At 47.2% G+C, this 23,606-nt stretch carries 22 protein-coding genes; 7 read left to right on the top strand and 15 right to left on the bottom strand.

The window, feature by feature from the left end; translation table 11 throughout:
* Window positions 1-41 precede the first annotated feature (41 nt).
* Entirely contained in the window at window positions 42-1,331 is a 1,290-nt protein-coding gene (purD, locus tag FCU94_RS00615) for a phosphoribosylamine--glycine ligase (RefSeq protein ID WP_176286649.1), read from the top strand.
* Between the two features lie 71 nt (window positions 1,332-1,402).
* On the opposite strand, the gene FCU94_RS00610 is transcribed toward purD, so the two are convergent.
* Both FCU94_RS00610 and hupA read right to left on the bottom strand, forming a co-directional pair.
* Window positions 1,403-2,101 carry a DUF1481 domain-containing protein gene (locus tag FCU94_RS00610; RefSeq protein WP_176286648.1) on the bottom strand — a complete coding sequence of 233 codons (699 nt, stop codon included), beginning with the start codon at window positions 2,099-2,101 and terminating at the stop codon, window positions 1,403-1,405.
* 87 nt (window positions 2,102-2,188) lie between these two features.
* Window positions 2,189-2,461, bottom strand: a complete 273-nt coding sequence (hupA, locus tag FCU94_RS00605) for a nucleoid-associated protein HU-alpha (protein ID WP_100754166.1) — start codon at window positions 2,459-2,461, stop codon at window positions 2,189-2,191.
* A 328-nt stretch (window positions 2,462-2,789) separates the two neighbouring features.
* Here hupA and FCU94_RS00600 point away from each other — a divergent pair, with 328 nt between their 5' ends.
* On the top strand, window positions 2,790-3,899 hold the full coding sequence (locus tag FCU94_RS00600; RefSeq protein ID WP_176286647.1) for a CNNM domain-containing protein: 1,110 nt from the start codon (window positions 2,790-2,792) through the stop codon (window positions 3,897-3,899).
* Window positions 3,900-3,950: 51 nt separating this feature from the next.
* On the opposite strand, the gene FCU94_RS00595 is transcribed toward FCU94_RS00600, so the two are convergent.
* Window positions 3,951-4,538, bottom strand: coding sequence for a YjaG family protein (locus FCU94_RS00595; RefSeq protein WP_176286646.1), 588 nt, complete (start codon window positions 4,536-4,538; stop codon window positions 3,951-3,953).
* Window positions 4,539-4,612: 74 nt separating this feature from the next.
* Between FCU94_RS00595 and FCU94_RS00590 the strand changes: the two genes are divergently transcribed.
* Window positions 4,613-5,539, top strand: a complete 927-nt coding sequence (locus FCU94_RS00590) for a D-2-hydroxyacid dehydrogenase (protein ID WP_176286645.1) — start codon at window positions 4,613-4,615, stop codon at window positions 5,537-5,539.
* A 27-nt stretch (window positions 5,540-5,566) separates the two neighbouring features.
* On the top strand, window positions 5,567-6,148 hold the full coding sequence (locus tag FCU94_RS00585; RefSeq protein WP_176286644.1) for a uracil-DNA glycosylase family protein: 582 nt from the start codon (window positions 5,567-5,569) through the stop codon (window positions 6,146-6,148).
* A gap of 38 nt (window positions 6,149-6,186) precedes the next feature.
* Here FCU94_RS00585 and FCU94_RS00580 read toward each other — a convergent pair whose 3' ends face one another.
* From FCU94_RS00580 to FCU94_RS00525, 12 genes are all read right to left on the bottom strand, one after another.
* Window positions 6,187-7,353: a nucleotide sugar dehydrogenase gene (locus tag FCU94_RS00580; RefSeq protein ID WP_176286643.1), complete on the bottom strand. Its 1,167-nt coding sequence runs from the start codon at window positions 7,351-7,353 to the stop codon at window positions 6,187-6,189.
* A 199-nt stretch (window positions 7,354-7,552) separates the two neighbouring features.
* Window positions 7,553-8,554 carry a Wzz/FepE/Etk N-terminal domain-containing protein gene (locus FCU94_RS00575; protein WP_176286642.1) on the bottom strand — a complete coding sequence of 334 codons (1,002 nt, stop codon included), beginning with the start codon at window positions 8,552-8,554 and terminating at the stop codon, window positions 7,553-7,555.
* Between the two features lie 82 nt (window positions 8,555-8,636).
* Window positions 8,637-11,291, bottom strand: a complete 2,655-nt coding sequence (locus tag FCU94_RS00570; protein ID WP_176286641.1) for an SLBB domain-containing protein — start codon at window positions 11,289-11,291, stop codon at window positions 8,637-8,639.
* A 119-nt stretch (window positions 11,292-11,410) separates the two neighbouring features.
* Complete coding sequence (locus FCU94_RS00565) at window positions 11,411-13,669, bottom strand: YjbH domain-containing protein (RefSeq protein ID WP_176286640.1); 2,259 nt, start codon at window positions 13,667-13,669, stop codon at window positions 11,411-11,413.
* Window positions 13,669-14,418 carry a capsule biosynthesis GfcC family protein gene (locus tag FCU94_RS00560; protein WP_176286639.1) on the bottom strand — a complete coding sequence of 250 codons (750 nt, stop codon included), beginning with the start codon at window positions 14,416-14,418 and terminating at the stop codon, window positions 13,669-13,671. Before FCU94_RS00560 ends, FCU94_RS00565 begins: the two co-directional genes overlap by 1 nt.
* Before the next feature lie 14 nt (window positions 14,419-14,432).
* Entirely contained in the window at window positions 14,433-15,098 is a 666-nt protein-coding gene (locus tag FCU94_RS00555) for a YjbF family lipoprotein (RefSeq protein ID WP_176286638.1), read from the bottom strand.
* Window positions 15,099-15,173: 75 nt separating this feature from the next.
* A complete protein-coding gene (locus tag FCU94_RS00550; RefSeq protein WP_176286637.1) occupies window positions 15,174-15,422 on the bottom strand; it encodes a hypothetical protein in 249 nt (82 codons plus the stop codon).
* Window positions 15,423-16,182: 760 nt separating this feature from the next.
* Entirely contained in the window at window positions 16,183-17,829 is a 1,647-nt protein-coding gene (gene groL, locus FCU94_RS00545) for a chaperonin GroEL (RefSeq protein WP_176286636.1), read from the bottom strand.
* Between the two features lie 76 nt (window positions 17,830-17,905).
* Window positions 17,906-18,196 (bottom strand): co-chaperone GroES, encoded by a 291-nt coding sequence (locus FCU94_RS00540; RefSeq protein WP_004410737.1) that lies wholly within the window; start codon window positions 18,194-18,196, stop codon window positions 17,906-17,908.
* 286 nt (window positions 18,197-18,482) lie between these two features.
* Complete coding sequence (locus tag FCU94_RS00535; protein ID WP_176286635.1) at window positions 18,483-18,818, bottom strand: DUF3135 domain-containing protein; 336 nt, start codon at window positions 18,816-18,818, stop codon at window positions 18,483-18,485.
* A 109-nt stretch (window positions 18,819-18,927) separates the two neighbouring features.
* Complete coding sequence (locus FCU94_RS00530) at window positions 18,928-19,545, bottom strand: helix-turn-helix transcriptional regulator (RefSeq protein WP_176286634.1); 618 nt, start codon at window positions 19,543-19,545, stop codon at window positions 18,928-18,930.
* 82 nt (window positions 19,546-19,627) lie between these two features.
* Window positions 19,628-20,059: a GNAT family N-acetyltransferase gene (locus FCU94_RS00525; RefSeq protein ID WP_176286707.1), complete on the bottom strand. Its 432-nt coding sequence runs from the start codon at window positions 20,057-20,059 to the stop codon at window positions 19,628-19,630.
* A 102-nt stretch (window positions 20,060-20,161) separates the two neighbouring features.
* On the opposite strand from FCU94_RS00525, the gene murB reads away from it, so the two are divergent.
* The 3 genes from murB (at window position 20,162) to pssA (ending at window position 23,606) form a co-directional block, all read left to right on the top strand.
* Entirely contained in the window at window positions 20,162-21,214 is a 1,053-nt protein-coding gene (murB, locus tag FCU94_RS00520; RefSeq protein ID WP_176286706.1) for a UDP-N-acetylmuramate dehydrogenase, read from the top strand.
* On the top strand, window positions 21,211-22,179 hold the full coding sequence (gene birA, locus FCU94_RS00515; protein ID WP_176286633.1) for a bifunctional biotin--[acetyl-CoA-carboxylase] ligase/biotin operon repressor BirA: 969 nt from the start codon (window positions 21,211-21,213) through the stop codon (window positions 22,177-22,179). Before murB ends, birA begins: the two co-directional genes overlap by 4 nt.
* An 86-nt stretch (window positions 22,180-22,265) precedes the next feature.
* Window positions 22,266-23,606 (top strand): CDP-diacylglycerol--serine O-phosphatidyltransferase, encoded by a 1,341-nt coding sequence (gene pssA / locus FCU94_RS00510; protein WP_176286632.1) that lies wholly within the window; start codon window positions 22,266-22,268, stop codon window positions 23,604-23,606.

Genomic DNA, 23,606 nt, shown 5'->3' with positions numbered 1-23,606 from the left:
CTCGACTCGAAGCTAACTAATTTTGTTTAAGGATTTTTAATATGCGAGTTTTAATTATTGGTGCTGGCGGTCGTGAACATGCATTAGGCTGGAAAGCGGCGCAAAACCCAAACGTTGAGACAGTCTTTGTTGCACCAGGTAATGCTGGTACTGCGCTTGAGCCAAAGCTTGAGAACGTAAACATTGGTGTAGAGAGCATCTCTGAACTGGTTGCTTTCGCTAAAGAGAAGCAAATCGAACTGACAATTGTTGGCCCTGAAGCGCCGCTGGTCATCGGTGTGGTGGATGCATTTCGCGAAGCAGGCCTGCCAATTTTTGGTCCAACTCAAGCAGCTGCACAGCTAGAGGGCTCTAAGGCCTTCACTAAAGATTTCCTAGCGCGCCACAACATCCCTACCGCGGCTTACGCAAACTTTACCGAAATCGAGCCAGCTCTAGCTTACGTACGTGAGCAAGGTGCCCCTATCGTAGTTAAAGCTGACGGTCTTGCCGCTGGTAAGGGCGTTATCGTGGCGATGACGCTACAAGAAGCAGAAGATGCCATTAAAGACATGCTCGCTGGCAACGCTTTTGGTGAAGCAGGCAGCCGAGTGGTAATTGAAGAGTTCCTAGATGGTGAAGAAGCCAGTTTTATCGTAATGGTAGATGGTAAAAGCGTGCTACCAATGGCCACCAGCCAAGATCACAAGCGTGTAGGCGATAAAGATACTGGCCCTAATACTGGCGGCATGGGTGCATACTCTCCTGCCCCTGTAGTGACTCCAGAAATCCACGAACGCATCCTAGAAGAAGTGATCTACCCAACGGTACGTGGCATGGACGCTGAAGGCGCACCATACACAGGCTTCCTCTACGCAGGTCTAATGATCGATAAAGATGGCACGCCGAAAGTTATCGAATATAACTGCCGCTTCGGCGATCCAGAAACGCAACCTATCATGATGCGTATGGAGTCGGACCTTGTTGAGCTATGTTTGATGGCTATCGATGAGAAACTCGATGAAGCAGAGTCTAAGTGGGATCCGCGTGCGTCTATCGGCGTCGTGCTAGCAGCTGGCGGCTACCCGGCTGATTACGCTAAAGGTGACGTTATTTCTCTCCCAGAAAGCGAACTGGACGGCGAAAAAATCTTCCACGCTGGCACGGCTAATAACGCTGCTGGTGAGGTTGTGACAAATGGCGGTCGCGTATTGTGTGCCACCGCACTAGGAAATAGCGTCTCAGAAGCTCAACAACGCGCTTACGCACTGGCTAAGCAAGTGAGCTGGAATGGTATGTTCCACCGCAACGACATCGGCTACCGTGCGATTGAGCGCGAACAAAACAGCTAATAACAACGTCGCATTGGCTAGGTAAGCAAAAAGGCGCTCAGTGAGCGCCTTTTTATTCATATGGCTAACGATTACTCTTCTTCAATGAGGTTGGGGCGCTCGATACAGTCTTGATTGTCATCTGCAAGCATCAATAACTCATTCACTACGACTTTATTTGAACGAGTCGAACCAATAAACGCGACATAACTGTCAATAGTCGATAAGCGGTTCACCACAAAACTCGGTAACGTCTCGTTGAACTCTACGCGCTCAAAACTATCACCACTGCAGGTATCAAACGTTGAACCATCCCAGTAACCTTGGATAAGGCTTTGTCCGCGGCTGGTTTGGCTTTTGGTCAAACTGGGAATATTGCGCGCTTCTTGTTTAAGCCACTCAATCTTTTCGCTTTTAAGTGGTAGCACTTTGCCATCAAAGCGGTATTGCTGATATACCGCCTCGCCCAATTTATTAAACCGAACATGAATACGATAAGGCACTAAGCCTTGGTTATCTTTGAGTTGCTCACCTTGGCGAATCAGCTCTCTCAGCTCTCCCTCGCTCCAACGATAGTCGGTTTGATACCACCCATAATCACCAGCACTGACATAATCGCCGGCGGTATAAGGAAAAGTGGTTCGTTCGGTATACCAATATAAACTGGTTGAGTCACCAATAGTTTGCCCACCCGTATAGTTCGAGAACTGGGCAAGATTCGGGGTAGGGGCGCTAGTCGAACAGCCCGACAATACTGCCGCAACCAAACTAGCAAAAAGTATTTTTTTCATTGTCATAAAATAAATATACGCCAAGATAGCAACTACCTTGGCGTATTATATACAGTCTGAGCGTAAAACTCTGAAATCAGTATTAAATTATTTTACTGAATCTTTTAGTGCTTTACCTGCTACGAATGCTGGTACGTTTGCAGCAGCGATTTGAATTTCAGCACCAGTTTTTGGGTTGCGGCCAGTACGAGCTGCACGGTGGTTAACTTTGAATGTACCAAAACCAATTAGTTGAACTTGGTCACCCTCTTTAAGTGCATCAGTCACACCGTCAAGAGTTGCTTCAAGAGCAGCTTTAGCTTGTGCTTTAGATAGGTCTGCTTTCTCTGCGATAAAGTCGATTAATTGGGTCTTGTTCATTAGGTTTCCCTTCTCATATGTTATCGAATTCAACTCACTCTAAAGCATAAATGCCCCATCTGGCAAAGGTTTGTAGGCGTTCTTTGGCTCTCATGACGTACTTTTAACCATAATCTGAGTATTAACTCACAATTTGTTACTCTGTCAGCAAGGAATAAACCTTGTTTTTCACCTCTTTAAGCCTTATTTATTACACTGCAAAAGCCCTAGAAGCCTGATATTGTGGGGCTCAAAGCGAACACAAAACGCTCACATCAATAATGCACAGGTAAGAGAAGCGCCCCTTTTCTTGCAAAGTTAGAGGTGGGTGAACTGACATAGGACTTTTATGTTTCTGCTAACTCTATACGTTTCAATTGCCATTGGCGTATCGTTTATCTGTTCCGTTTTAGAAGCAGTGCTTCTAAGCATCTCACCCAGTTATATTGCCCAATTGCGCCAGCAAGGACACCCTTCGGCGGCGCACCTTGCCAAGCTCAAAGCGGATATCGATCGTCCGCTCGCGTCCATCTTGACCCTCAACACCATCGCACACACCATAGGTGCCGCCAGCGCGGGTGCTCAAGCGGCGGTAGTCTTTGGCAGTGAGTGGTTAGGCGTTTTCTCTGCCGTGCTCACCTTAGGTATTTTGGTGCTTTCAGAAATTGTGCCTAAGACCATTGGCGCAACCTATTGGCGCCAGCTCGCTCCCGCTGCTGCTGTCGTACTACGCTGGATGGTATGGGCTTTGACGCCATTTGTTTGGTTCTCAGAGCAGATCACCAAACGCCTTGCACGTGGCAGCGAAGCGCCAAAAATGCGCGATGAACTCTCTGCGATGGCGATATTGGCCCGCGAGAGTGGTGAGTTTGCCGAAGGGGAGTCAAAAATCCTCACCAATCTGCTTGGTATTCAAGATGTCCCCGTGACTCAGGTGATGACACCACGCCCGGTAGTGTTTCGTGTCAACGCCGAGTCGACTATTGACGAGTTTCTCGCCGAGCATGAGGATACGCCGTTCTCAAGGCCATTAGTGTATAGCCAGTCTACCGACAACATTATCGGTTTTGTTCACCGTCTTGAGCTGTTTAAAATGCAGCAAGCCGGGCATGGCAGTCGCCAGCTAGGCGCCGTTATGCGTCCGTTGCACGTCTTGCTAAACACGCTACGTTTACCAAAAGCGTTTGAACAAATGATGGCTAAACGCCTGCAACTGGCGATGATTGTCGACGAGTACGGCACGATTCAGGGCATTTTGACCCTAGAGGATATCTTTGAACACTTGGTCGGCGAGAAGATTGTCGATGAAGCAGACCATGCCACCGACATGCAAGAGCTGGCATTCGAGCGCTGGGAGCGTTGGAAACAAACCCACGGCGTAATTGAAAATCGCGACGATGATGAAGAACAGGAAGTGGCCGACGAGCAAAACGAGCCACCAAAAGAGAAAGACGTGTAGTGGGTACAACCTAGTTCCTAGACACCCAGTGCTAGGAACTAGCACTGGCCTCTAGAGGCTAACCCCAATATTACTCACACCCTCATCACGTAGTTCAGCACGCAAATCTTTGATCAGCTCAATATCACGCTCTTCGGCTTCACGTAGAGGACGGAAGATCGCCCATTGCACATCCCACTCGGCGCATACCACTTCATTGTCTTTCTGGTTTTGGTTGGTAATTTCTTCACCGGTTTGCGCCTCTTCTAACTGCGCCACCGTCATCACCGACTGCTGACTCACTTTATGCATGTTCTCAAACAGATAGTCGCGGTCGAGTAAGCCATGTAAGAGGTACGACAGCGCGACACAGGCATCAATCGCAGGGTACACACCATAAAAGTCATAATCTTCTGAGCTTGGGATGATTTCTTCGAGCTTTTCAAGCTGGCGCTCAAAGTTCACTTTGGCGGTTTTGACCGTCAGTTGTTCCCAAATGCTATCGAGAATATCGCGATAAACGCGCGCCTCGGCGAACTGAGTGCTATCACAAAACATGGCATAGTTTGGGTACATACGTTCACACAGGCTAGCCATAAAGGTAATCTGTTTCCAGGGTTCGAGCTTCTCTAGACGAAGCTGAAGAGGGTTCTGTAGCATAGGGACTCGTGAGCTAATGATTAATTCAGACAGCGAGAGTTTACTTGATAACCAACAGGGAAAAAAGCAAGGCGATGAACAATTTTACCCACAAAGTCTATCTGCTCACTGAAGACAACGATAAATATCGACAACTGCTGGAGCAGGCGTCATTACCGCAGCTCGCACTTACCGAGCAACCTTGCGAGGCCACTATATTGCTTGCCTCCCCACCCAAAGCAGCTAAACGAATTCAAGACTTTCCTCATGTCGAGTGGATTCAGTCGATTTACGCCGGGGTGGATGCACTCATTCCAGCGCTCAATCAGTTTGATGGCCAACTCACCAATGTCAAAGGGATCTTCGGCCAGCAAATTGCCGAATACGTCATTGGCTACAGCATCGCCCACTATCGCCACTTCAATCACTACCTAAATCAACAAGCTAAAAGCGAGTGGTCACCACTTCCCTACTCTTCGCTAAGTGGAAAAAAAGTCGTGATTCTCGGTACCGGGTCGATTGGTGCTGAGCTGGCTCAAGCGATTAAAAGCCTCGCAATGCAGCCGATTGGCGTTAATCGCAGCGGCATCCCTGCAAAGCACTCCCCGTTTTCCGCCACCTATCATATTCAAGAGCTAGCGACCGCGCTTACCCAAGCCGACATCGTGGTCAATACCCTGCCCAATACCGCGCACACTCAGCAGATCTTAAATCAATCCAGCTTAGCCGCTTGTCAGCAAGCCTTGTTGTTTAATGTCGGCCGGGGCAGCGCCATCGACGAGTTAGGCTTGCTCACCGCAATAGAAAGTGGGGCAATTGAACATGCTTTTCTTGATGTTTTCGAGCAAGAGCCACTCCCTCAAAGTCACCCTTTCTGGTCTCATCCTAAGATTACTGTAACACCACACATCGCCGCGCTGAGTTTTCCAGAGCAAGTGGTCGATATTTTCGCTGACAACTACCAGCGCTGGTGTGATGGGTTTGGGTTGGTGAATCAAATTGACTTAGATAAAGGCTACTAATATGAGGGTTAATCAAAGGTTATACCGATGATCCACATGGATAATTTGTTAGCCCAGGTGCGCGCTTGTCGAGTATGTGAACCTCACCTAGAACACGGTTGCAACCCGGTTATCCAAGCCAGTAAGTCGGCTCGTCTGCTGATCATCGGTCAAGCACCGGGGGCTCGAGTCCATCAGACTTCGATACCTTGGAATGACCCTAGCGGTCAGCGTCTAAGAGAGTGGTTACAACTCGATAAGCGAACCTTTTACGATCCAAACCAAGTGGCCATTATGCCGATGGGATTATGCTATCCCGGCAAAGGGCAAAGTGGCGACCTGCCACCAAGAAAAGAGTGCGCGCCGCTATGGCATCAGGCCATACTCGACCAACTACCCAATGTCACGATGACACTTCTAATTGGTCAGTACGCACAAAACTACTACCTGCAAGATAAACCCAAGACACTGACCGAAACCGTACGTAACTGGCAACAATGGGCGCCCAAGTATTTACCTCTTCCTCATCCCTCTCCACGCAATAGCATTTGGATAACAAGAAACCCTTGGTTTGAAGAAAAAATCGTTCCGTATATTCGTCAGTACGTCCTCCAGAGTTTAAGGGACTGACTCAGACAGTTTTACATCCAACTTTCGAGCCGCCAAACTTAATCACAACCGAACAAATCACGCGTGTAGATTTTGTCGGCAACATCAGCCAACTCTAGCGCCATACGGTTAGAGACAATCACATCCGATTGAGCTTTAAACGCTTCGAGATCACGAACCACTTCCGAGTTGAAGAACAGATCCTCTTCCAGGACGGGTTCATAAACAATCACGGTCACACCTTTCGCTTTGAGGCGTTTCATGATGCCCTGAATAGAAGACGCACGAAAATTATCCGAGCCTGCTTTCATGATAAGGCGATAAATACCGACGACTTTAGGCTCATGCTTAAGAATAGACTCTGCGACAAAGTCTTTACGAGTGCGGTTAGCGTCGACAATCGCGCCAATGATATTGTTTGGCACATCCTGGTAATTGGCGAGCAGTTGCTTAGTGTCTTTTGGCAAGCAGTAGCCACCGTAACCAAACGACGGGTTATTGTAGTGATTACCAATACGCGGGTCTAAACCAACGCCTTCAATTATCTGACGTGCTATTAGTCCATGCGCTTCTGCATAGGAATCTAGCTCGTTGAAATACGCCACCCGCATTGCAAGATAGGTATTAGAAAACAGTTTTACCGCCTCAGCTTCGGTCGAGTTGATCAGCAATACATCAATGTCTTGCTTCTCAGCGCCTTCAACCAATAAGTTGGCAAACTCACGAGCCCGAAGACTCTGCTCACCAACAATGATACGCGACGGATGCAAGTTGTCATAAAGCGCTTTTCCTTCACGAAGAAACTCTGGTGAAAAGATAATATTTTCGCAGCCAAACTCTCGCTTAATACGCTCGGTATACCCGACTGGCACCGTTGATTTAATCACCATGATGGCCCCTGGGTTAATCGCAAGTACATCTCGAATCACTGCTTCAACGGATGAAGTATCAAAATAGTTAGTAACCGGATCATAATCAGTCGGGGTAGCAATAATGACATATTTCGCATCACAATATGCTAACTGTGCCTCGGTTGTAGCTCGGAAGTCTAGACGCTTGCAACGAAGAAATGACTCTACCTCAGAGTCGCCAATCGGCGAGATTCGGTCTTTGAGTAAATCGACTCGATGGGCATTAATATCTAAAGCCACTACTTTGTGATTCTGGGCTAATAATAGCGCGTTTGAAAGTCCCACATACCCACATCCAACCACCGCAATCTTCATTGTGTACTCCACTTCACTGCTCGTGAATAACTAGAGTTCCTTGCTCAAGTTGCAGCGATAAGACGCTGGGTTGACAGTTTAAAGACAAAAAACGGAGACCAAAGTCTCCGTTTTTGTATGCGATAGGTCGCTAGAGAGTGATTTTGTAATGGACACCTGTATTAGGTAACCAGTACCGGTTATCTAAACCAGAAAAAGCTTACACTTCATTCAGCTCTAATAACTGCTGAGGGATAGGCTCTTTTCTAAACGCAAAGCGCACCAGTACAATTGCCACGCCAAACATGCCCCCCAGCAAGGTTCCAAGAGCGCAGATTAAAGCACGTTTAGGTTTGCTCTTCACCTCGGGTACGACCGCTGGGTCAACCACTTTGAAGATAAACTCTGCTTGCACTTGAGCCATCATCAAGGTTTTGGTCTGTTCTTCGATAAGGTTGTAAAACAAAGACTGCATACCGGCAACAGAAGTTTTATTCAGTTGAAGATTAAGATACTCTAAATTAGTCGTTGCCTCGGCAACCGCTCGTTCTCGCATCACTTGGTTTAGATCTTCAACCAATAGCATCACCCATTGCTGCGCCATAAAAGGTGAATAATGCATAACAGAAATAGTGTACAAACCACTGTCTTTATCCTGGCTAGTACTTAAAATCTCTTTGCTAAATACTTCATACACTTCTTGCGCGCTCGGAACTGCACCGCGCAAACCGTCTGGTTCTCTTAGCCAGGTATCGGTCTCAGAATCATAAATCTCTTGATTGATGATCAATTCATTGGATTGCATATCCCAACCTTTTGCCGCCATGATCGGCACTAACAAGTTGTGCTTCGCGACAAACTCCTCAATGAATTGACGGGATTTCACCACCTGAATCGCCAAAGTGGTTTGATTGCTGTCCCCTCCACCTAAGTTAATCCCCGATAACGCAGCCAGTCCGCCAAATTGAGAGGTGAGTCGAGACAACCGACCACCCGATGATGCCTCTACAGGTGCAAGAAGTGCATCCGCTTTATAAATATTAGGCTTCGATAGTGCAAAAAGAACCGAGCCTATGGCAAAAATCGCTGTGATCACGATGATCAACCACTTACCTTTCCATAGGGCTAAAAACAATTCTCTTAGATCAATTTCGTCATCTGCAGCGGCGTTCGGCGCTGTGAATTGAGGATAAGCCTCTAGTGAGTTATTTGCTTTATTCATTTTCCAACCTAGCGTTTGGGCTTATACAATAAGCCCAAAACTTGTTCTCTCAGTTGTCACCAACTAATCATTAAGACAGATATTAGTTGATTGCATTCACTGCTACGCCTGTTTGATACAGAACCTGCGTAGCTGCCGTCCACCAACTGAGCGCATCACGATAATGAGTGTCGAGCGGCACCACTATTGTATCACCTGGCATTAGTTTTTCTTGACCTGCAACACTGCTAAACCATCCATTTAATTCAGGTTTAAATACAGACCCATCAGCGCGAATCACAAAAATACGGTCATCATCTGCCTGTTTTTTGAACCCACCCGCTTTTGAGAGGTAATCATTAATGTCAAGTTTTTCATCCAATAGGTAAGTAATAGAAACCTGGACCTCTCCCATAATGGAAACAGTCTTGCGGAAAGTAGGGACAAACAAGAAGTCGCCGTCTTCAAGCATAAAGTCTGCGCTCACATCACCCGCTAGAACTCGGTCGAGTTGCACCACCATTCGGCCCAATGCTTTGGATTTAGCCGACTCTTCAATAAATGAAAGTGTCGATTCTGGATTACCGATAGAGGATGCCATATTGCTGTCAGCTCGAAGCGACTTTTTCGCAGTTTCTTTACGCACTTCTTCTGCATACTGCTGAAGTAGCTTCTCTTCTTGAACACGTAAAGCTTCACGAGTAAAGATCGCTCCACGAGGGTGCGCCTGGTCTGTCAAGCCACCCGCTCGTTCTAACAACTCAGCCAACGTTTCGCCGGTACGTATTGTGTATGTTCCGGGGAAACGAACCTCCCCCTCTAGAATTACGCTATAGTTACGCTTAACATCTGGTTTAGTGAAGATATTGAACTTATCACGCCCGAGTACTTCAATATCACTATGCACGTCTCCTCGCAGCGCCCCATCAAGCGCAACACGTTGTATGTCAATAAAACCACGTTGAGTGTGCGAATCTTCACGGTAACGAGCAAGCTCAGCACTATTGGAATAAGCGCTGTAAGTGAGTCCGCCAGCCGATTTTAACAACCCAGATAGTTTCATACCTTCAGTAATCGGATAGATACCAGGAAATTTCACTTCACCAGTGATCTCTGCTATTTCCGGCGCAAGACCGTAACGTGATTGCTGCCTTAACTTAAGTAAAACTGGTGCCAGCAGTGCTTGGCGAGTGGAGCTCCTTAGCCGCTCAAGCTCATGTGGAGAGATCTGCTCAAAGGCCAACATTCTCTCAACTTGAGCTTGTACTTTAGCCGTATTTGATAAGTCCTGATTATTTGTTTTGTCCGCTTTGTCTTTCTCCGCCTCTCGCCGCGCTTGTTCTAGACTTTTGATGGATGCATCGTTCATCAACAAACTATTGAGCGCTTTAGCACTGAGTTTATTGAACACTAGGATTCGGTCACGCGACTCCAACTTTAAGTTGTCTTTGCTGGACGGTTCTAAAATGGCATTAGCTAAACTAAACTGTTTCACCTCAATGTCGCGCTGCAGATTCGTTTCACGCACAACCAAGGAGTAGTTGATGTCTGCGGTGGAGTTAAAAGCATTGTCTTTCGCATTAAACACATCGGAGATTCGCATCCCCTTTTTCCAGCCCAAAAAGCCAGGAACTTCGACATCACCCAACACTTGTACAAATTTGCTGAGTTTTTGTTTTCGAGTTGGGATTTGCACGATATCGCCCGTTTGCACCCTTTCCGCTTTACCACGTTGAGAGGTTAAATCGAGCAGCTGAATATGGCGTTGGTTATCTTTCACATAACGTTTAACCTGAACCTTTTCAGGTAAGGCATTGGCAGTAAACCCTCCAGCAATGCGAATTAAGTCTTGATAGCGCTCACCCACTTTTACCTCATAAATGGCAGGACGATTTATTTCACCATCAATGGTTACAGTAGAACCCAGACTATCAATCCACACCACATCGCCTGGCATTAGGCGAACATCATTACTAGTATCGCCTTTTAACAGCAAGTCGTACATATCCAGTTGGCGCACCAGTTTGCCATTGCGTTTTAGTTGAATGTTCCGCAGCGCCCCAGTGTCACTAAAGCCACCGCTGACATAAATCGCTTGTGAAATGGTCGTCAGTGCACTGACTGTGTAAGCGCCTGGCTTGTAGGCATCACCCATCACAAAAATTTGCATCGAACGCATTTCGCCTAAGGTAATATCACTACGAACCCCAATCATTTGCTCTTCCACGCGCTGAGTTAATGAGTCTCTCAATTGCGAAAAAGTTAAACCACTGACTTTTAATGGCCCTAGTTCTGGAAACTGAATACCGCCATCCCGATTGACTCTCAATCGATGCGTATCATTTTCTTTACCGTAGAGTTGGACCACAATTTCATCACCTGGACCAACGGTATAATCGGCGGGCACGGGTGCTTCACTAATAGGGGCAAATGTTGTCGGTGAACCCGCGAATAATTCCACCCCGAAACGTTGTAGCTCGCCTTCTTGTTCAGCCGAGTTATCATTTTCATCGCCCACGCGCGACTTTTTATTCCCTTCATTTCTGGGCTCAATCACCTCTGGGGTTGGATAAGCAACCACTTGCCCCTCTGAAGGCGGTAAAGCGACCCCATATTGTTTCATCAAGGCTTGCTGCTGCTCTGCTGGCAAATTCTTAAACATTTGCAACTGTTCAGGCGTTGGTGTTTGGGCAAAAACCAGGGGCACACTGAATAGTATCAGCGAGCATAAAAACCGAAATAGACGTTGTTTTTTCATTATGTCGAACACTATTGTTATCTTGGCGGTTCAATCGAACCATTAATAAAGAAATTATCTTACTTAACTACAAGCTAAACTTGGATCCAATAATACCAAACTGGTCTCACTCGCTTAACCTACTCAACTCGGCTTGCTTTTTCACTCCATGGAGCACGCGCATCGGTCCTATCATACAAGTGATATTTTCTCGACAGCTTCTGACCGCCGTCACGCGTAATAGGCTCCCAAGCCAATACTGCGCGGCTGGTGCTTGGCTTGACAGTCATCAAATCCAGTGGAATCGAGATGTAGAACCCTTTGTTGAAACTGCCTTCACCGTACTCTTCCGAAGTGAGATCAGTAAAGGCCGCATAAAGGCCCATAATAACACCAGAATCAAACTGCTTAGCAACATCACCTTGGACACCAACATCGCCTCCCAGAAACTGACCTGCACTCACCTTGAACAGAGTATTGTCCAATAGACTCCACTGCGGCGTATAGTAAGCAGTAACATGGCCAGTAAAACCTTTGTTCAGCACATAGGCACGACAGGTCGTTGGCGCACTGACACAGCGACTGGAGTTCGAGTCAACGCCATCAAAGTAGTCGTAGTCCTCATCATACACGCCAAACCAAGAATCTGGATCCCGCTGACTGACAAAATTGAGATCGACACCTAACGCCCAGTTGCTCTGCATTGGGCGATAGAGCACCTCACTGCCCACACCTGCAAACATCATTTCCAAATAGCCCGCGTAAGCTTGGGTGTAAATGGACTCAGCAGGTTGCTCGAACCACGTTAGTTGCAGCTGGTTCATACGGACTGGATTGTCATGCACATAACTCCGGATCATGGTGCGCACCCTTGGCGTCGCTTCGTTATCTACATGTGGGTTAAAGTGATTGTCGGTGCCGTAGTTAAACTTATCGTAGTTATCTAATAAGTTAACGTAAATCCCACCGCTTAACTCAAGCTTTGCCGTAAACCAATAGTGGGCACCAGCGCTAATGCCAAAGTTGTATAAATAAAATGACTCAGGGCCGCCAAAGCTTTGTTTTAGCACAGGCGATAAACTGTAGTCCCAAGGCTTCCAACTACTAGCAATAGAACCATTGACTGACACATCGGGCTCACCCATTTCAAGCGCATCGCTTAACTTAGCATCAATGGATGAGTAAGTGGCGGCAAACAGGTAGTCTTCTCTGTTGATTTCGGTTTGAGTCAGTGCAAGGCCATTCAACTGCTCCACCACTTTAAAGCTAGTGATGTTGTGGCCTTCTTCTGTGGTCGTTAAGTGATTGTGTAAGATCACCGCTGCTCTATCCAGAGCCTCTTCACGATCGCGATACTTGATTTGCGATCCGGTCAACACTAGGGTGTCATCTTCTAAATAGAGGTGGTTTTGCGCATAACCGGCATTGCTTTGCAGCTTGCTTGAAACAGTTTGCCAACCGGAATAGGCTTCTGAATCACCCTCAGCAGGTCGTTGGCCTTGAGTTAGCACCTCTTTGGGTTCATCCCGCCATACCGAAGTCATTTGATTAAAGTTGGTGTACAGATTCAGCCCCACCGAGAAGAGTTCGCCACGCTGATAGCTAACTTTTACATCCCCCCAATCACCTAAGCGATAATTGACACCAGCGTTCCATCGAGTGCCTTGGTTCATCTCTTTGCTACCTCGAACAACAGGAAAGTCAGTACTATAATCGTTACCTTCATACTCCAGTTTTAGTCGCAACGGCTCATACGGAGTTTGATATTCAAAGCCGCCAAAAATTGCCATTGGACCGGTAAACCAGCGTTCGGCGTCGATGGTACCGCCCGAGCCTTTATAGCCGTCTTGGCGAACACAGTAAGATTCGCTGGCTTTACAAGCTGGATTAGTCACATCATTGTGCAAACCTAAATAGCCCCAACCTAAGCCGAGAGTTACATCCAAGTTTCCAAAGCGCTTGGTAGCCGCCACGTACTCACTATCAAACAGACCTGTACCGCCTAAATCGCGCCACCCCACCGAGGTTTCAGGTAACCAGTAGCTTTCATCCCACAAACGCAGTTTAACGTCGATGCCTTTATCGGTATATTTGGTGCTGCCGCTGTACCCTTCTCGATCACTGTAGAGTACATCTGGCACTTGGGTATAGCGGACTGTGGTTTCAAGCCAAGGCATGATTTGAGTAGAGACTGAGTAGTGGTAATAATCTTCACTGAAGTTAAGACCAATATTGAACTCACCGTGTTCGGCCACACGCCCAGTTGGAACTTGCATCAGACCTACGCCACCAAAATCCGTTTGAGAGATTTCCCATTGTGCATTGTTTTTCGCAATAGTTGAAGCTGAAGCAAAGACTAAGCTGGACGAAAGCCAAAGCGCTGAAGATAGTGGTTTCATTAATACTTTTTCCTCATCCGGATCAAGGAAACTATCGCTTGCTCCATTTTAACCATATTGTCTGCTTTGGAGTTAAAGCCAACAAATATAACGCTGCCTGGCATCACCTGCTGTTTTTGATTGTTCCAATGGGCATAACCCACTCTTAATACCTTACCGTCTGCTTGTATCAGCCACACGTAACTTGGATGGCTACTAGATATCATCATCGACTCATCTAGATATTCAGATATTGTATAGTCGGGGTTAAGTTTTATAGCGCTTGGGTTAAACACCAAACCTTCAATGCTCACTCGGTTGTCTCTTCGCGGAGCAACAAGCTCGTATTCACCTTCAAGCATTGGGTTAAAGGCAGGATTAAGGCGTACCGCATCGTAATCCATTTCAATAAATTTACGCTGACCGACTTTCCACTTTTCGATTTGATCCACCAAAAGCTGAGTAGAAATTTGCCATTTTTCTTCCTGTAGACCTAACTGTTTGAGCTCTGAAATAACCTGCTGTTTTAACTGCAGGGCCTTTTGCGCTTCACTACGATCAAATAACTGCATGGCATAAGGAAACTGCTGAACCGCTAACGAGTCTGCTTGAGATTGAATGTCGGCTAATACGCGCTCTAAGCGCATTGGCGTAGAATAATCAAAACGTTGCTTGGTTTGTGGTAGATAGACGCTGAGTTCGGCAGAAAATACGTATAAACTGCTCATTAGCAAAGGCAGAGCAGCTACGATCTTAATCAAATTATTCATTAACTTAACTGTCATTACTGTTGGCTCAAGTAGGGCTTCACGATTTCAAATTCGATGAGAAGTTGCTCTGGTATGAGCCACTGGGCACTTTTCACTACACGGTCTTGTTCATTGAGCCAAAACCGATTGGTGACCTGCATGTCGCCTTGTTCAAAGTGGACGATTTCTTCGATGATGCGCGTATCGCTGCTCCATAGCAGTGACTCGACCATATCGCGCTCGCGCCCCCCAAAGGAAACCTCAGCATACTGGTTGAAATTGTGTGGTTCCCAATCGTAGCGCGCCGTCCATTGATATGGACGACCCACTTTGGGCATTGCGGTATTACCACGGGAGAAATGGATGAGATTGTGGCCAAACACATTAAGTGTTTTCACAATACGGCCTTGTTCAGTGACGATCATCGCCCTGTCGGCCGAAACCCACTTTAACTGCTCGACCCCAGTAACGGGATTCATTTCCGCAAATGCCAGAACCATAAACACCTGCGGACCTTGATTGACCCGAACGTACATACTGGCGTAAGGAATTCCAACGACTTGCTCTTTGGTTAACTCGATGTCATCGCCACCCAGAAACGCCTCATTGAGTGTTGCATTAACCGATTTGAATTTTTGACTACATCCTGTCGAAAAAACAACAAGTAACACTAACAGCGTGACTTTAAGACAGTGAACCATAACACACCCTTGATAAACTAACCGTAAAAAAAGCCCCCGAGTGGGAGCTCTTGATGGTCTATAGCCTAGTGACGATCAGTTAGTTCCTGTCGTACTAGAAGTACCAGTTGTCCCATCGGTACTGTCATCTACAGCAACAGCAACTGCAACTGCTGCTAATGCTACGCCTGCAGCCACAGCACCAGCAGTTACACCACCAGCTGCAGCCGCTGCACCCGTTGCTGTAGAACCTGCACTTGAACCTGCGGCTGCAGTTTCTGCTTCAGCAAAAGCGTGAGCTGACATACCTAATGAAACTAAAATTGCCAACGCAATATTTTTCATAGTTTACATCCTTAAATTTAAGAAGTTTGCCCATTAATGAATTTACAGCTATAGGCTATTAAATAGTATAGTAATTTTCTTTCTGAATCTAGTTCCAGGACGGCGTTGCTAAAAGCAGTTAAACGTTTTCTAAATTCTGCGAACTTGCCCCTAGTGAAGACTAAAAATAGTGATGGTTAAGCTCAAGCGCAGTTTGTAACTAACCGAAAAACGCAACTAATGGTCATAAGTAGAAATTAGCTCGCTTTCTGGATAGACGAGCTAACTATCGCCATCCACCTAAAGGTCCAATTACACCTCTTATTATGGATACTACTGAAGTTAGAGTCTTGGCGAAATAAACTAAACGTGGTAGCGAAGACCCAAACACGTGACAAAAAGTCTACTTTTCTGAAGATGCAGATAACACGACACCGACATGCCGCCAAATCTCTTCAGTCCTTTAAGCAAGCGAAAAGAATCAATAATGGCAGATAGTACATATGACCCTCGAGACGGCTTTGAAGCAACTCTCCGAAAAAGATCGAAAGCGGTGCCCCTCACCAAAATACGTGGGAAGTTTGATTGTATCTACTCAGGTTATTTGTCCTCTTTGACTTCAGGAAAAATCAAAGATGCATTTAGTATGAGTGGTTTGACAGGTAAGGCCGACGCGAATGATAACCACCTACTGAAGTAGATGGTTTAGGGCAGGAAATAAAAAACGGAGACCGAAGCCTCCGTTTCAATTGCTATTAGCTATGAGTTAGCTAGGCGATGATCACATCATACCGCCCATGCCACCCATACCGCCCATGCCGCCCATATCAGGCATTGCAGGCGCGTCTTTTTGTGGTAGATCCGTCACCATCGCTTCTGTGGTGATCATCAAGCCAGCAACCGAAGCTGCGAACTGAAGTGCAGAGCGAGTCACTTTAGTTGGGTCTAGGATACCCATCTCTAGCATATCGCCATACTCACCGGTTGCCGCGTTGTAACCGTAAGAGCCTTCACCCGCTTTGACATTGTTAGCAACCACGGACTCTTCGTCACCGGCGTTAGTGGTGATTTGACGGATAGGCGCTTCCATTGCACGTAGTGCCACGCGGATACCGACGTTTTGCTCTTCGTTGTCACCTTGTAGATCAACAATCTTAGACGCTGCACGGATAAGCGCGACACCACCACCTGCTACTACACCTTCTTCAACCGCTGCGCGAGTTGCGTGTAGTGCATCTTCCACGCGGTCTTTCTTCTCTTTCATTTCAACTTCAGTGGCTGCGCCAACTTTGATGACGGCAACACCGCCCGCTAGCTTAGCAACGCGCTCTTGTAGCTTCTCTTTGTCGTAATCTGAAGTCGCTTCTTCGATTTGTTGACGAATCTGAGCAACGCGACCTTGGATCATCTCTTCTTCACCCGCGCCATCGATGATGGTGGTGTTTTCTTTAGTGATGGTCACACGTTTCGCTTGACCTAGGTCTTCTAGAACCACTTTCTCGAGCTCTAGACCAATCTCTTCAGAGATAACCGTACCGCCAGTCAGAATCGCGATGTCTTGTAGCATTGCTTTACGGCGGTCACCGAAGCCAGGCGCTTTAACCGCCGCGACTTTCACGATGCCGCGCATGTTGTTTACCACCAATGTCGCTAGCGCTTCGCCTTCCACATCTTCAGCAATGATGAGCAGAGGACGAGACGCTTTCGCTACTGCTTCTAGCGTTGGCAGTAGTTCGCGGATGTTCGATACTTTCTTGTCGATAAGAAGAATGAATGGGTTTTCTAGATCAACGCTACCGGCTTCTTGGTTGTTGATGAAGTAAGGAGATAGGTAGCCGCGGTCAAACTGCATACCTTCAACCACGTCTAGCTCGTCTTGCAGAGCTTGGCCTTCTTCAACTGTGATAACACCATCACGGCCGACTTTTTCCATCGCTTCAGCAATGATGTTACCGACGCTCACATCAGAGTTTGCCGAGATAGTACCCACCTGTGCGATAGCTTTTGTATCTGCACATGGAACAGACAACGTTTTTAGCTCTTCAACGGCAGCAATTACTGCTTTGTCGATACCACGCTTAAGATCCATTGGGTTCATGCCCGCTGCAACGGCTTTTAGGCCTTCGTTCACGATAGCTTGAGCCAGAACTGTTGCTGTCGTGGTACCGTCACCCGCTGCGTCATTGGCTTGAGACGCCACTTCTTTAACCATTTGCGCGCCCATGTTTTGGAACTTATCTTCCAGCTCGATTTCACGCGCGACAGACACACCATCTTTAGTAATGGTTGGGGCACCGAAAGATTTGTCTAGGACAACGTTACGGCCTTTAGGGCCTAGTGTTACTTTTACTGCGTCAGCTAGAACGTTGACACCTTCTAGCATTTTAATACGTGCGTCATTACCAAATTTAACGTCTTTAGCAGCCATCTTTAGTTTCCTTTTCTAAATTCTTAAATTTTGATTAGTAGTTGAATCTGAGCAAAAAATTACTCAATGATTGCTATTACTCAACGATCGCCATAATGTCGTTTTCAGACATCACTAGCACTTCTTTACCGTCGATTTTTTCCGTTTTAGTGCCGTAGCCTTCAGCGAAGATAACAGTGTCGCCAACTTTAACGTCCAACGGTAGTACTGTGCCGTTTTCTAGGATGCGGCCTTTACCCACAGCTAGAACAACACCGCGAGTCGATTTCTCTGCAGCAGAACCAGTCAAAACAATGCCACCCGCTGACTTAGATTCAACTTCTTGGCGTTCTACGATAACTCGGTCGTGTAATGGACGAATGTTCATCGGTCGTCTCTCCTGAAATTTCCATGTTGATTTGATAATGGCCTTGCGCAATAGCACAAGGCGTCAAGGCCTTGTGCTAACTATATTTGGGGCAGTTTGGAGAAACCCAAGGGGGCTAAAGAATTTTTTTGAGAGTTAGAGCACAGAACGAGTGGCGAGTGGCGAGTGGCGAGTGGCGAGTGGCGAGTGGCGAGTGGCGAGTGGCGAGTGGCGACAAAGCTTGAGTACTTGTGGCTGGATGTCAATACTTTTGGCTCGAAATTCGCCGCTTCAAACTTATACCCGCTCAACGCCAGCTATCAAAAGGGATCACTTCTGCTATCGGTTTATTTTCAAGATCGCTGCCATCACTGTCGAGTACGTCTTGAAACTTGACCATTTGCGATACCAGTTCTCGCATCAACACTACGTTGGCTTGGTTGGGGTTCTTACACTTACTCAATACGCGATCGATATGACTCTGTTGAGCCCACAGTCTGTCTTGCATTTCTACAGAGGCCGACTGAATCATTTCTTCACACATCTCTTGCTTAAACCGATTGAAAGCATCTGGGCTACTCTCGGCCATAGCCATTAACTCATCGAATGATGGCAAGGTTTGATTGATTAAAGGTGATTGCATACGGCCTCCAACACTGTTGATGATTTTATCAACACACTATAAAAATAGTCGAGAAATGACATTTTGGATATGGAGGTGTCTTATTTTTTAGAAATGATAAAGCCAGTTTTTAACGAGGGGTAATTTGATACACGCAGCGCCTTTCGCCAGCGACAATATGTTCGCTACGCGACACTACATACGGCTCACCTAACAAACGCTGAAAGATATTGAGCTCCGACTGGCATAAGCTAGGGCAACGGGTGGCCGCTTTACAGATGGGGCAATGGTTTTCAATCAAGACAAAGCCAGCATCCTGTACTTCAAGCTCTGCCATATAGCCCTCTTGCTGCCGCAGCTCAACCAACCGAGCCAGCTTTTGCTCCAGAGTGCGACATTTTTCCAGCGCTGAGGCATAGTGTTGATAGGTGCTGGCTTCCCGTTCATCGGCGACTTTCTGCAGTCCATCGGTCCCAAACAGCGACTCGACCGCCTCAATGACTTGAATCGTCAGTTCGCCGTGGCGATCAGCAAACTGTGTGTGGCCCTTTTGCGTCAATGACCAATGACGCGTAGGCCGCCCCACTTTGACCTTAAGGTCTTCAAATGCTAACAAACCATCGTCTTCGAGCGCCTGCAAGTGTTGACGAGCGCCCATAGTGGTCATATTCAGCTCATCAGCAATTTGCTTAGCGGTCACCGCGCCTTCACGCTTCACCGTTTGTAATATCTTTTCGACGCTTTTCATTTTTGCTCCCTCAACCACTCAAATATTATGCAGCAAGCGCTTTATAAAGCAAATGCTTTACAGAGATTGAGAATAGTGAGATTTAACAACTGGAAGTCTGATAGCGCATCGCCACTAAACTTTTAGTTCGACTATAGCGGCCAAACAAGTTATTGAGCGGGTTAGGCAACGCTGAGCCTTCCAGCGTTTTAAAACCGTATTGCGAGTAAAAAGTTTCAAGATGGGCGTAGGCAAAACAGTAATCACCTTGCTGCAATACCTGCTGCTGGCAATGCGCCATCAATTGATGACCAACCCCCTGCTGACGGTACTCCGGCACCACTAGCATTCCGGTCAACAGTCGATATTGCTCAACCGTGCGAAACCGCACCACAGCGGCGAGGTGATTGTGATGATACCCAGCAATGGTCAACTCATCTTTCTTTGCCTTACCAGAGGGGTAATGCGCTTTATACAAACGAGCAACCAAAGGAAGTTTAATAGGGTCGAGGGATTCTATAGTTAACGCGTCGATCAAAGAGTAAAACCCAGAGTCAAATTGAGGTAGAATGCTGGCAGTTTAGATTAGCCAAGCGACACAATGCAAACCACTACGCAAATACTAGTGCCGACCACTATGCAGATAAAAGCCAACGCAGACTTACGTCAACACCACACTTTCGCTATCTCTCAAACGTGTCAATTCTTAGTCGAAGCGCATAGCGTCGATGACTTGATGGCTATTTATCAAAAGCCGGAGTGGGCTCAGTTGCCAAAGCTATTATTAGGCAAAGGTAGCAATGTGCTGTTTACCGCCCCCTTTGAAGGCGTAGTGATCGTCAACCGACTGCATGGCAAGCAAGTATCGGAGTCTGACCAGGCGTGGCACCTGCGCGTTGCCGGTGGTGAAGATTGGCCGTCACTGGTGGCTTGGTGTGTCGAACAAGGCTACTCCGGCTTGGAAAACCTAGCATTAATACCTGGCTGTGCCGGCAGTGCGCCGATCCAAAATATTGGTGCCTATGGCGTTGAACTGAAAGATGTTTGTGATTATGTCGATGTGCTGGATCTGGAAAGTTTTACGGTTCGACGATTGAGCGCAGACGAGTGTCAATTTGGCTATCGCGATTCCATCTTTAAACGCGAGCTTCAAGGGAAAGTGGCGATTGTAGCGCTGGGGTTGAAACTCAACAAAGCTTGGCAAGCCAATATCGATTACGGCCCACTTCGCACACTGGCAGATGAGCAGAGCCAGGTCACCGCTCAAGCTATTTTTGAGCGTGTTTGCCAAGTGCGCAGAGAAAAATTGCCCGATCCTAATAAAACCGGCAACGCTGGCAGCTTTTTCAAAAATCCGCTGATTTCTCTCGCTCACTTTGAGCGCCTCAAACAGCAATTTCCCGCTATCGTTGCCTACCCTTCTGGCGACAAAATGAAAGTCGCGGCGGGATGGCTGATTGATCAATGTCAGCTGAAAGGTTTTGCCATCGGAGGCGCACAGGTGCATCAAAACCAAGCACTGGTGCTGATTAACGCCGACAATGCCCAAGCCACTGACGTGGTGAATCTCGCGGCGCACATTCGAGATCAGGTGTTTCAGCGCTACCAAATCGCCCTGGAACATGAAGTGCGCTTTATGGGTGCTAACGGTGAAACTACCCTTGAGCGCATTTTGGAGAATCGTCAATGAAAGATCATTCGGTCAAACTCGCGATTTTAAACACCTTGGCGCAAGGTGGCTTCCACTCAGGGGAACAATTGGGCGAGCAGTTAAACCTGACCCGAGCAGCGATAAGTAAACACATTAAAGGCATTCAACAGTGGGGAGTCGATATATTCCGTGTGCAAGGTAAAGGCTACCAACTCGCGACGCCGATACAGCTACTCGATCAGCAAATTTTGACTGATGCGCTATCCACACCTGTTACTCTGATCCCGATTATTGATTCCACCAACCAATATCTACTCGATCGAATCGATAGCTTGCAATCAGGCTCGGTGTGCATTGCCGAATATCAAGCCAAAGGACGCGGGCGTCGCGGGCGCGATTGGGTCTCTCCATTTGGCGCTAACTTATATTTGTCGATGTATTGGCGCTTAGATGCTGGCATGGCGGCAGCGATGGGGCTGAGTCTAGTGGTTGGAGTGGCCATTGTCGAAGCCCTAGAAAAGCTTGGGCTATCTGGAGTTAAGCTCAAGTGGCCGAACGACCTTTACTATCAAGACCGGAAGCTTGCGGGCATATTGGTGGAAATGTCGGGCCAAGCGGGCGCGGCGGCACATCTAGTGATAGGAATGGGGATGAACCTTTCAATGGCCGAATCCACCGAAGGTATTACCCAACCCTGGGCAAGCTTAAGTGAAGTGGCGCAATCAGAGCAATTTGATCGCAATCAGCTGGCGGTCACCTTGATCAAAACCTTGCATCAGGCTCTTTCGGATTATGAGCTTTATGGAATGCAAGGCTTTGTCGAGCGCTGGAATCGCCTAGATAACTTTATTGGCCGCCCGATTAAACTGATTATGGGCCCACGTGAGATTGTTGGTATCTCACAAGGTATTAATGAACAAGGCGCGGTGCTGCTTGAAACCGAGCAAGGCATCGAGAGCTTTATTGGTGGCGAGATCAGCTTGAGAGCGGCGGGGAGCGAGTAGCATGAAACTCGACGCTCATCGCTCGAAACTCGACGCTTTGTTTGCTAATATCCCTGTCCACTTTAAGTAAAGGTAATCCACCCAACATGATGACCAATAGGAACTTATTCGAGCAACTGCCTACTTTGGCGCAAGACCCAGCGGGATTTGAAACGCTGTACGCTGCCAAAGATTTTCGGATTCGCCTGATAGAAGCGATCCGTCAGGCAAGTAAACGAATCTACCTTGTGGCCCTTTACCTTGAAGATGACGAAGCTGGACGCGAAATATTGGCCGAGCTTTATCAAGCTAAACAGCGTAATCCAGGCCTAGATATCAATGTTTGTGTGGACTGGCATCGTGCCCAACGCGGTTTAATCGGCGCTGAGCCAGGTGAAACCAATGCCGCTATGTATAAAGCCTTTGCGGATAAACATCCGCATAAAGTGCCAGTATATGGCATCCCTGTACGTGGCCGGGAAGTATTTGGTGTGTTGCACTTAAAAGGTTTTATCATTGATGACCAGGTGCTCTACAGCGGCGCGAGCCTAAACAACATCTACCTTAACTATAAAGATCGCTATCGCTTTGATCGCTACCACTTGTTAGCCAATAAAGCACTAGCAGACAGCATGGTTGAATTTGTACAGAATGAGTTGATGGCCCACCCCGCGGTGAATGATCTTACCTCAGAAACTAAGCCAGAGACCAAAGCGATCAAAGCGCAAATTCGCCAACTGCGTGCCTCACTGGCTAAAGCCCAGTACACGTTTGAATCTCAACCAGTATCTAACGAGCAAGTTGCGATTACGCCGATGGTCGGCGTTGGTAAAAAGCGCAACAAGCTCAATCAAGGCATCAATCAACTGCTGGCCAAAGCCAAGGATGAAATTTTCATCTGTACCCCGTATTTCAACTTCCCGCGCAGCGTAGCAAAAGAAGTGAAAAAAGCGCTCAGACGCGGAGTCAAGGTGACGATTGTGGTGGGGGATAAAACCGCCAACGACTTTTTTATTTCACCACAAGAAGAGTTCAAAACCATCGGCGGCTTGCCTTATCTATACGAAAGAAACTTACGTCAGTTTGCCAAAGCCAATGAAGCCAATATCGCCGCAAGAAGGCTCTCTCTAAGATTATGGAAGCACGATGAAAACAGCTTTCATTTGAAAGGGATATGGGTCGACAAGCGTTACATGCTGATCACCGGAAATAACCTCAATCCGCGTGCTTGGAGCTTAGATTTAGAAAACGCGATTCTAATTCAAGATCACTTCCACCACTTAACGCCGCAGTTTGAAAAAGAAGTGGACAATATTCTTCAACATACTCAGTTAATCTGTACCTACAGACAGCTGGAGAAAGCGGAAGACTACCCAGATGCGGTACAGAAGTTAATGCGTAAGATCACCCGAGTCAAAGCAGATAGAGTGCTGAAGCGGATTCTGTAG

This window comes from Vibrio sp. JPW-9-11-11 (genome assembly GCF_013369335.1).
Taxonomy (GTDB): domain Bacteria; phylum Pseudomonadota; class Gammaproteobacteria; order Enterobacterales; family Vibrionaceae; genus Vibrio.
Note: the sequence above shows the minus strand (reverse complement) of the source record. Positions and strands in the feature narration are given on the sequence as shown.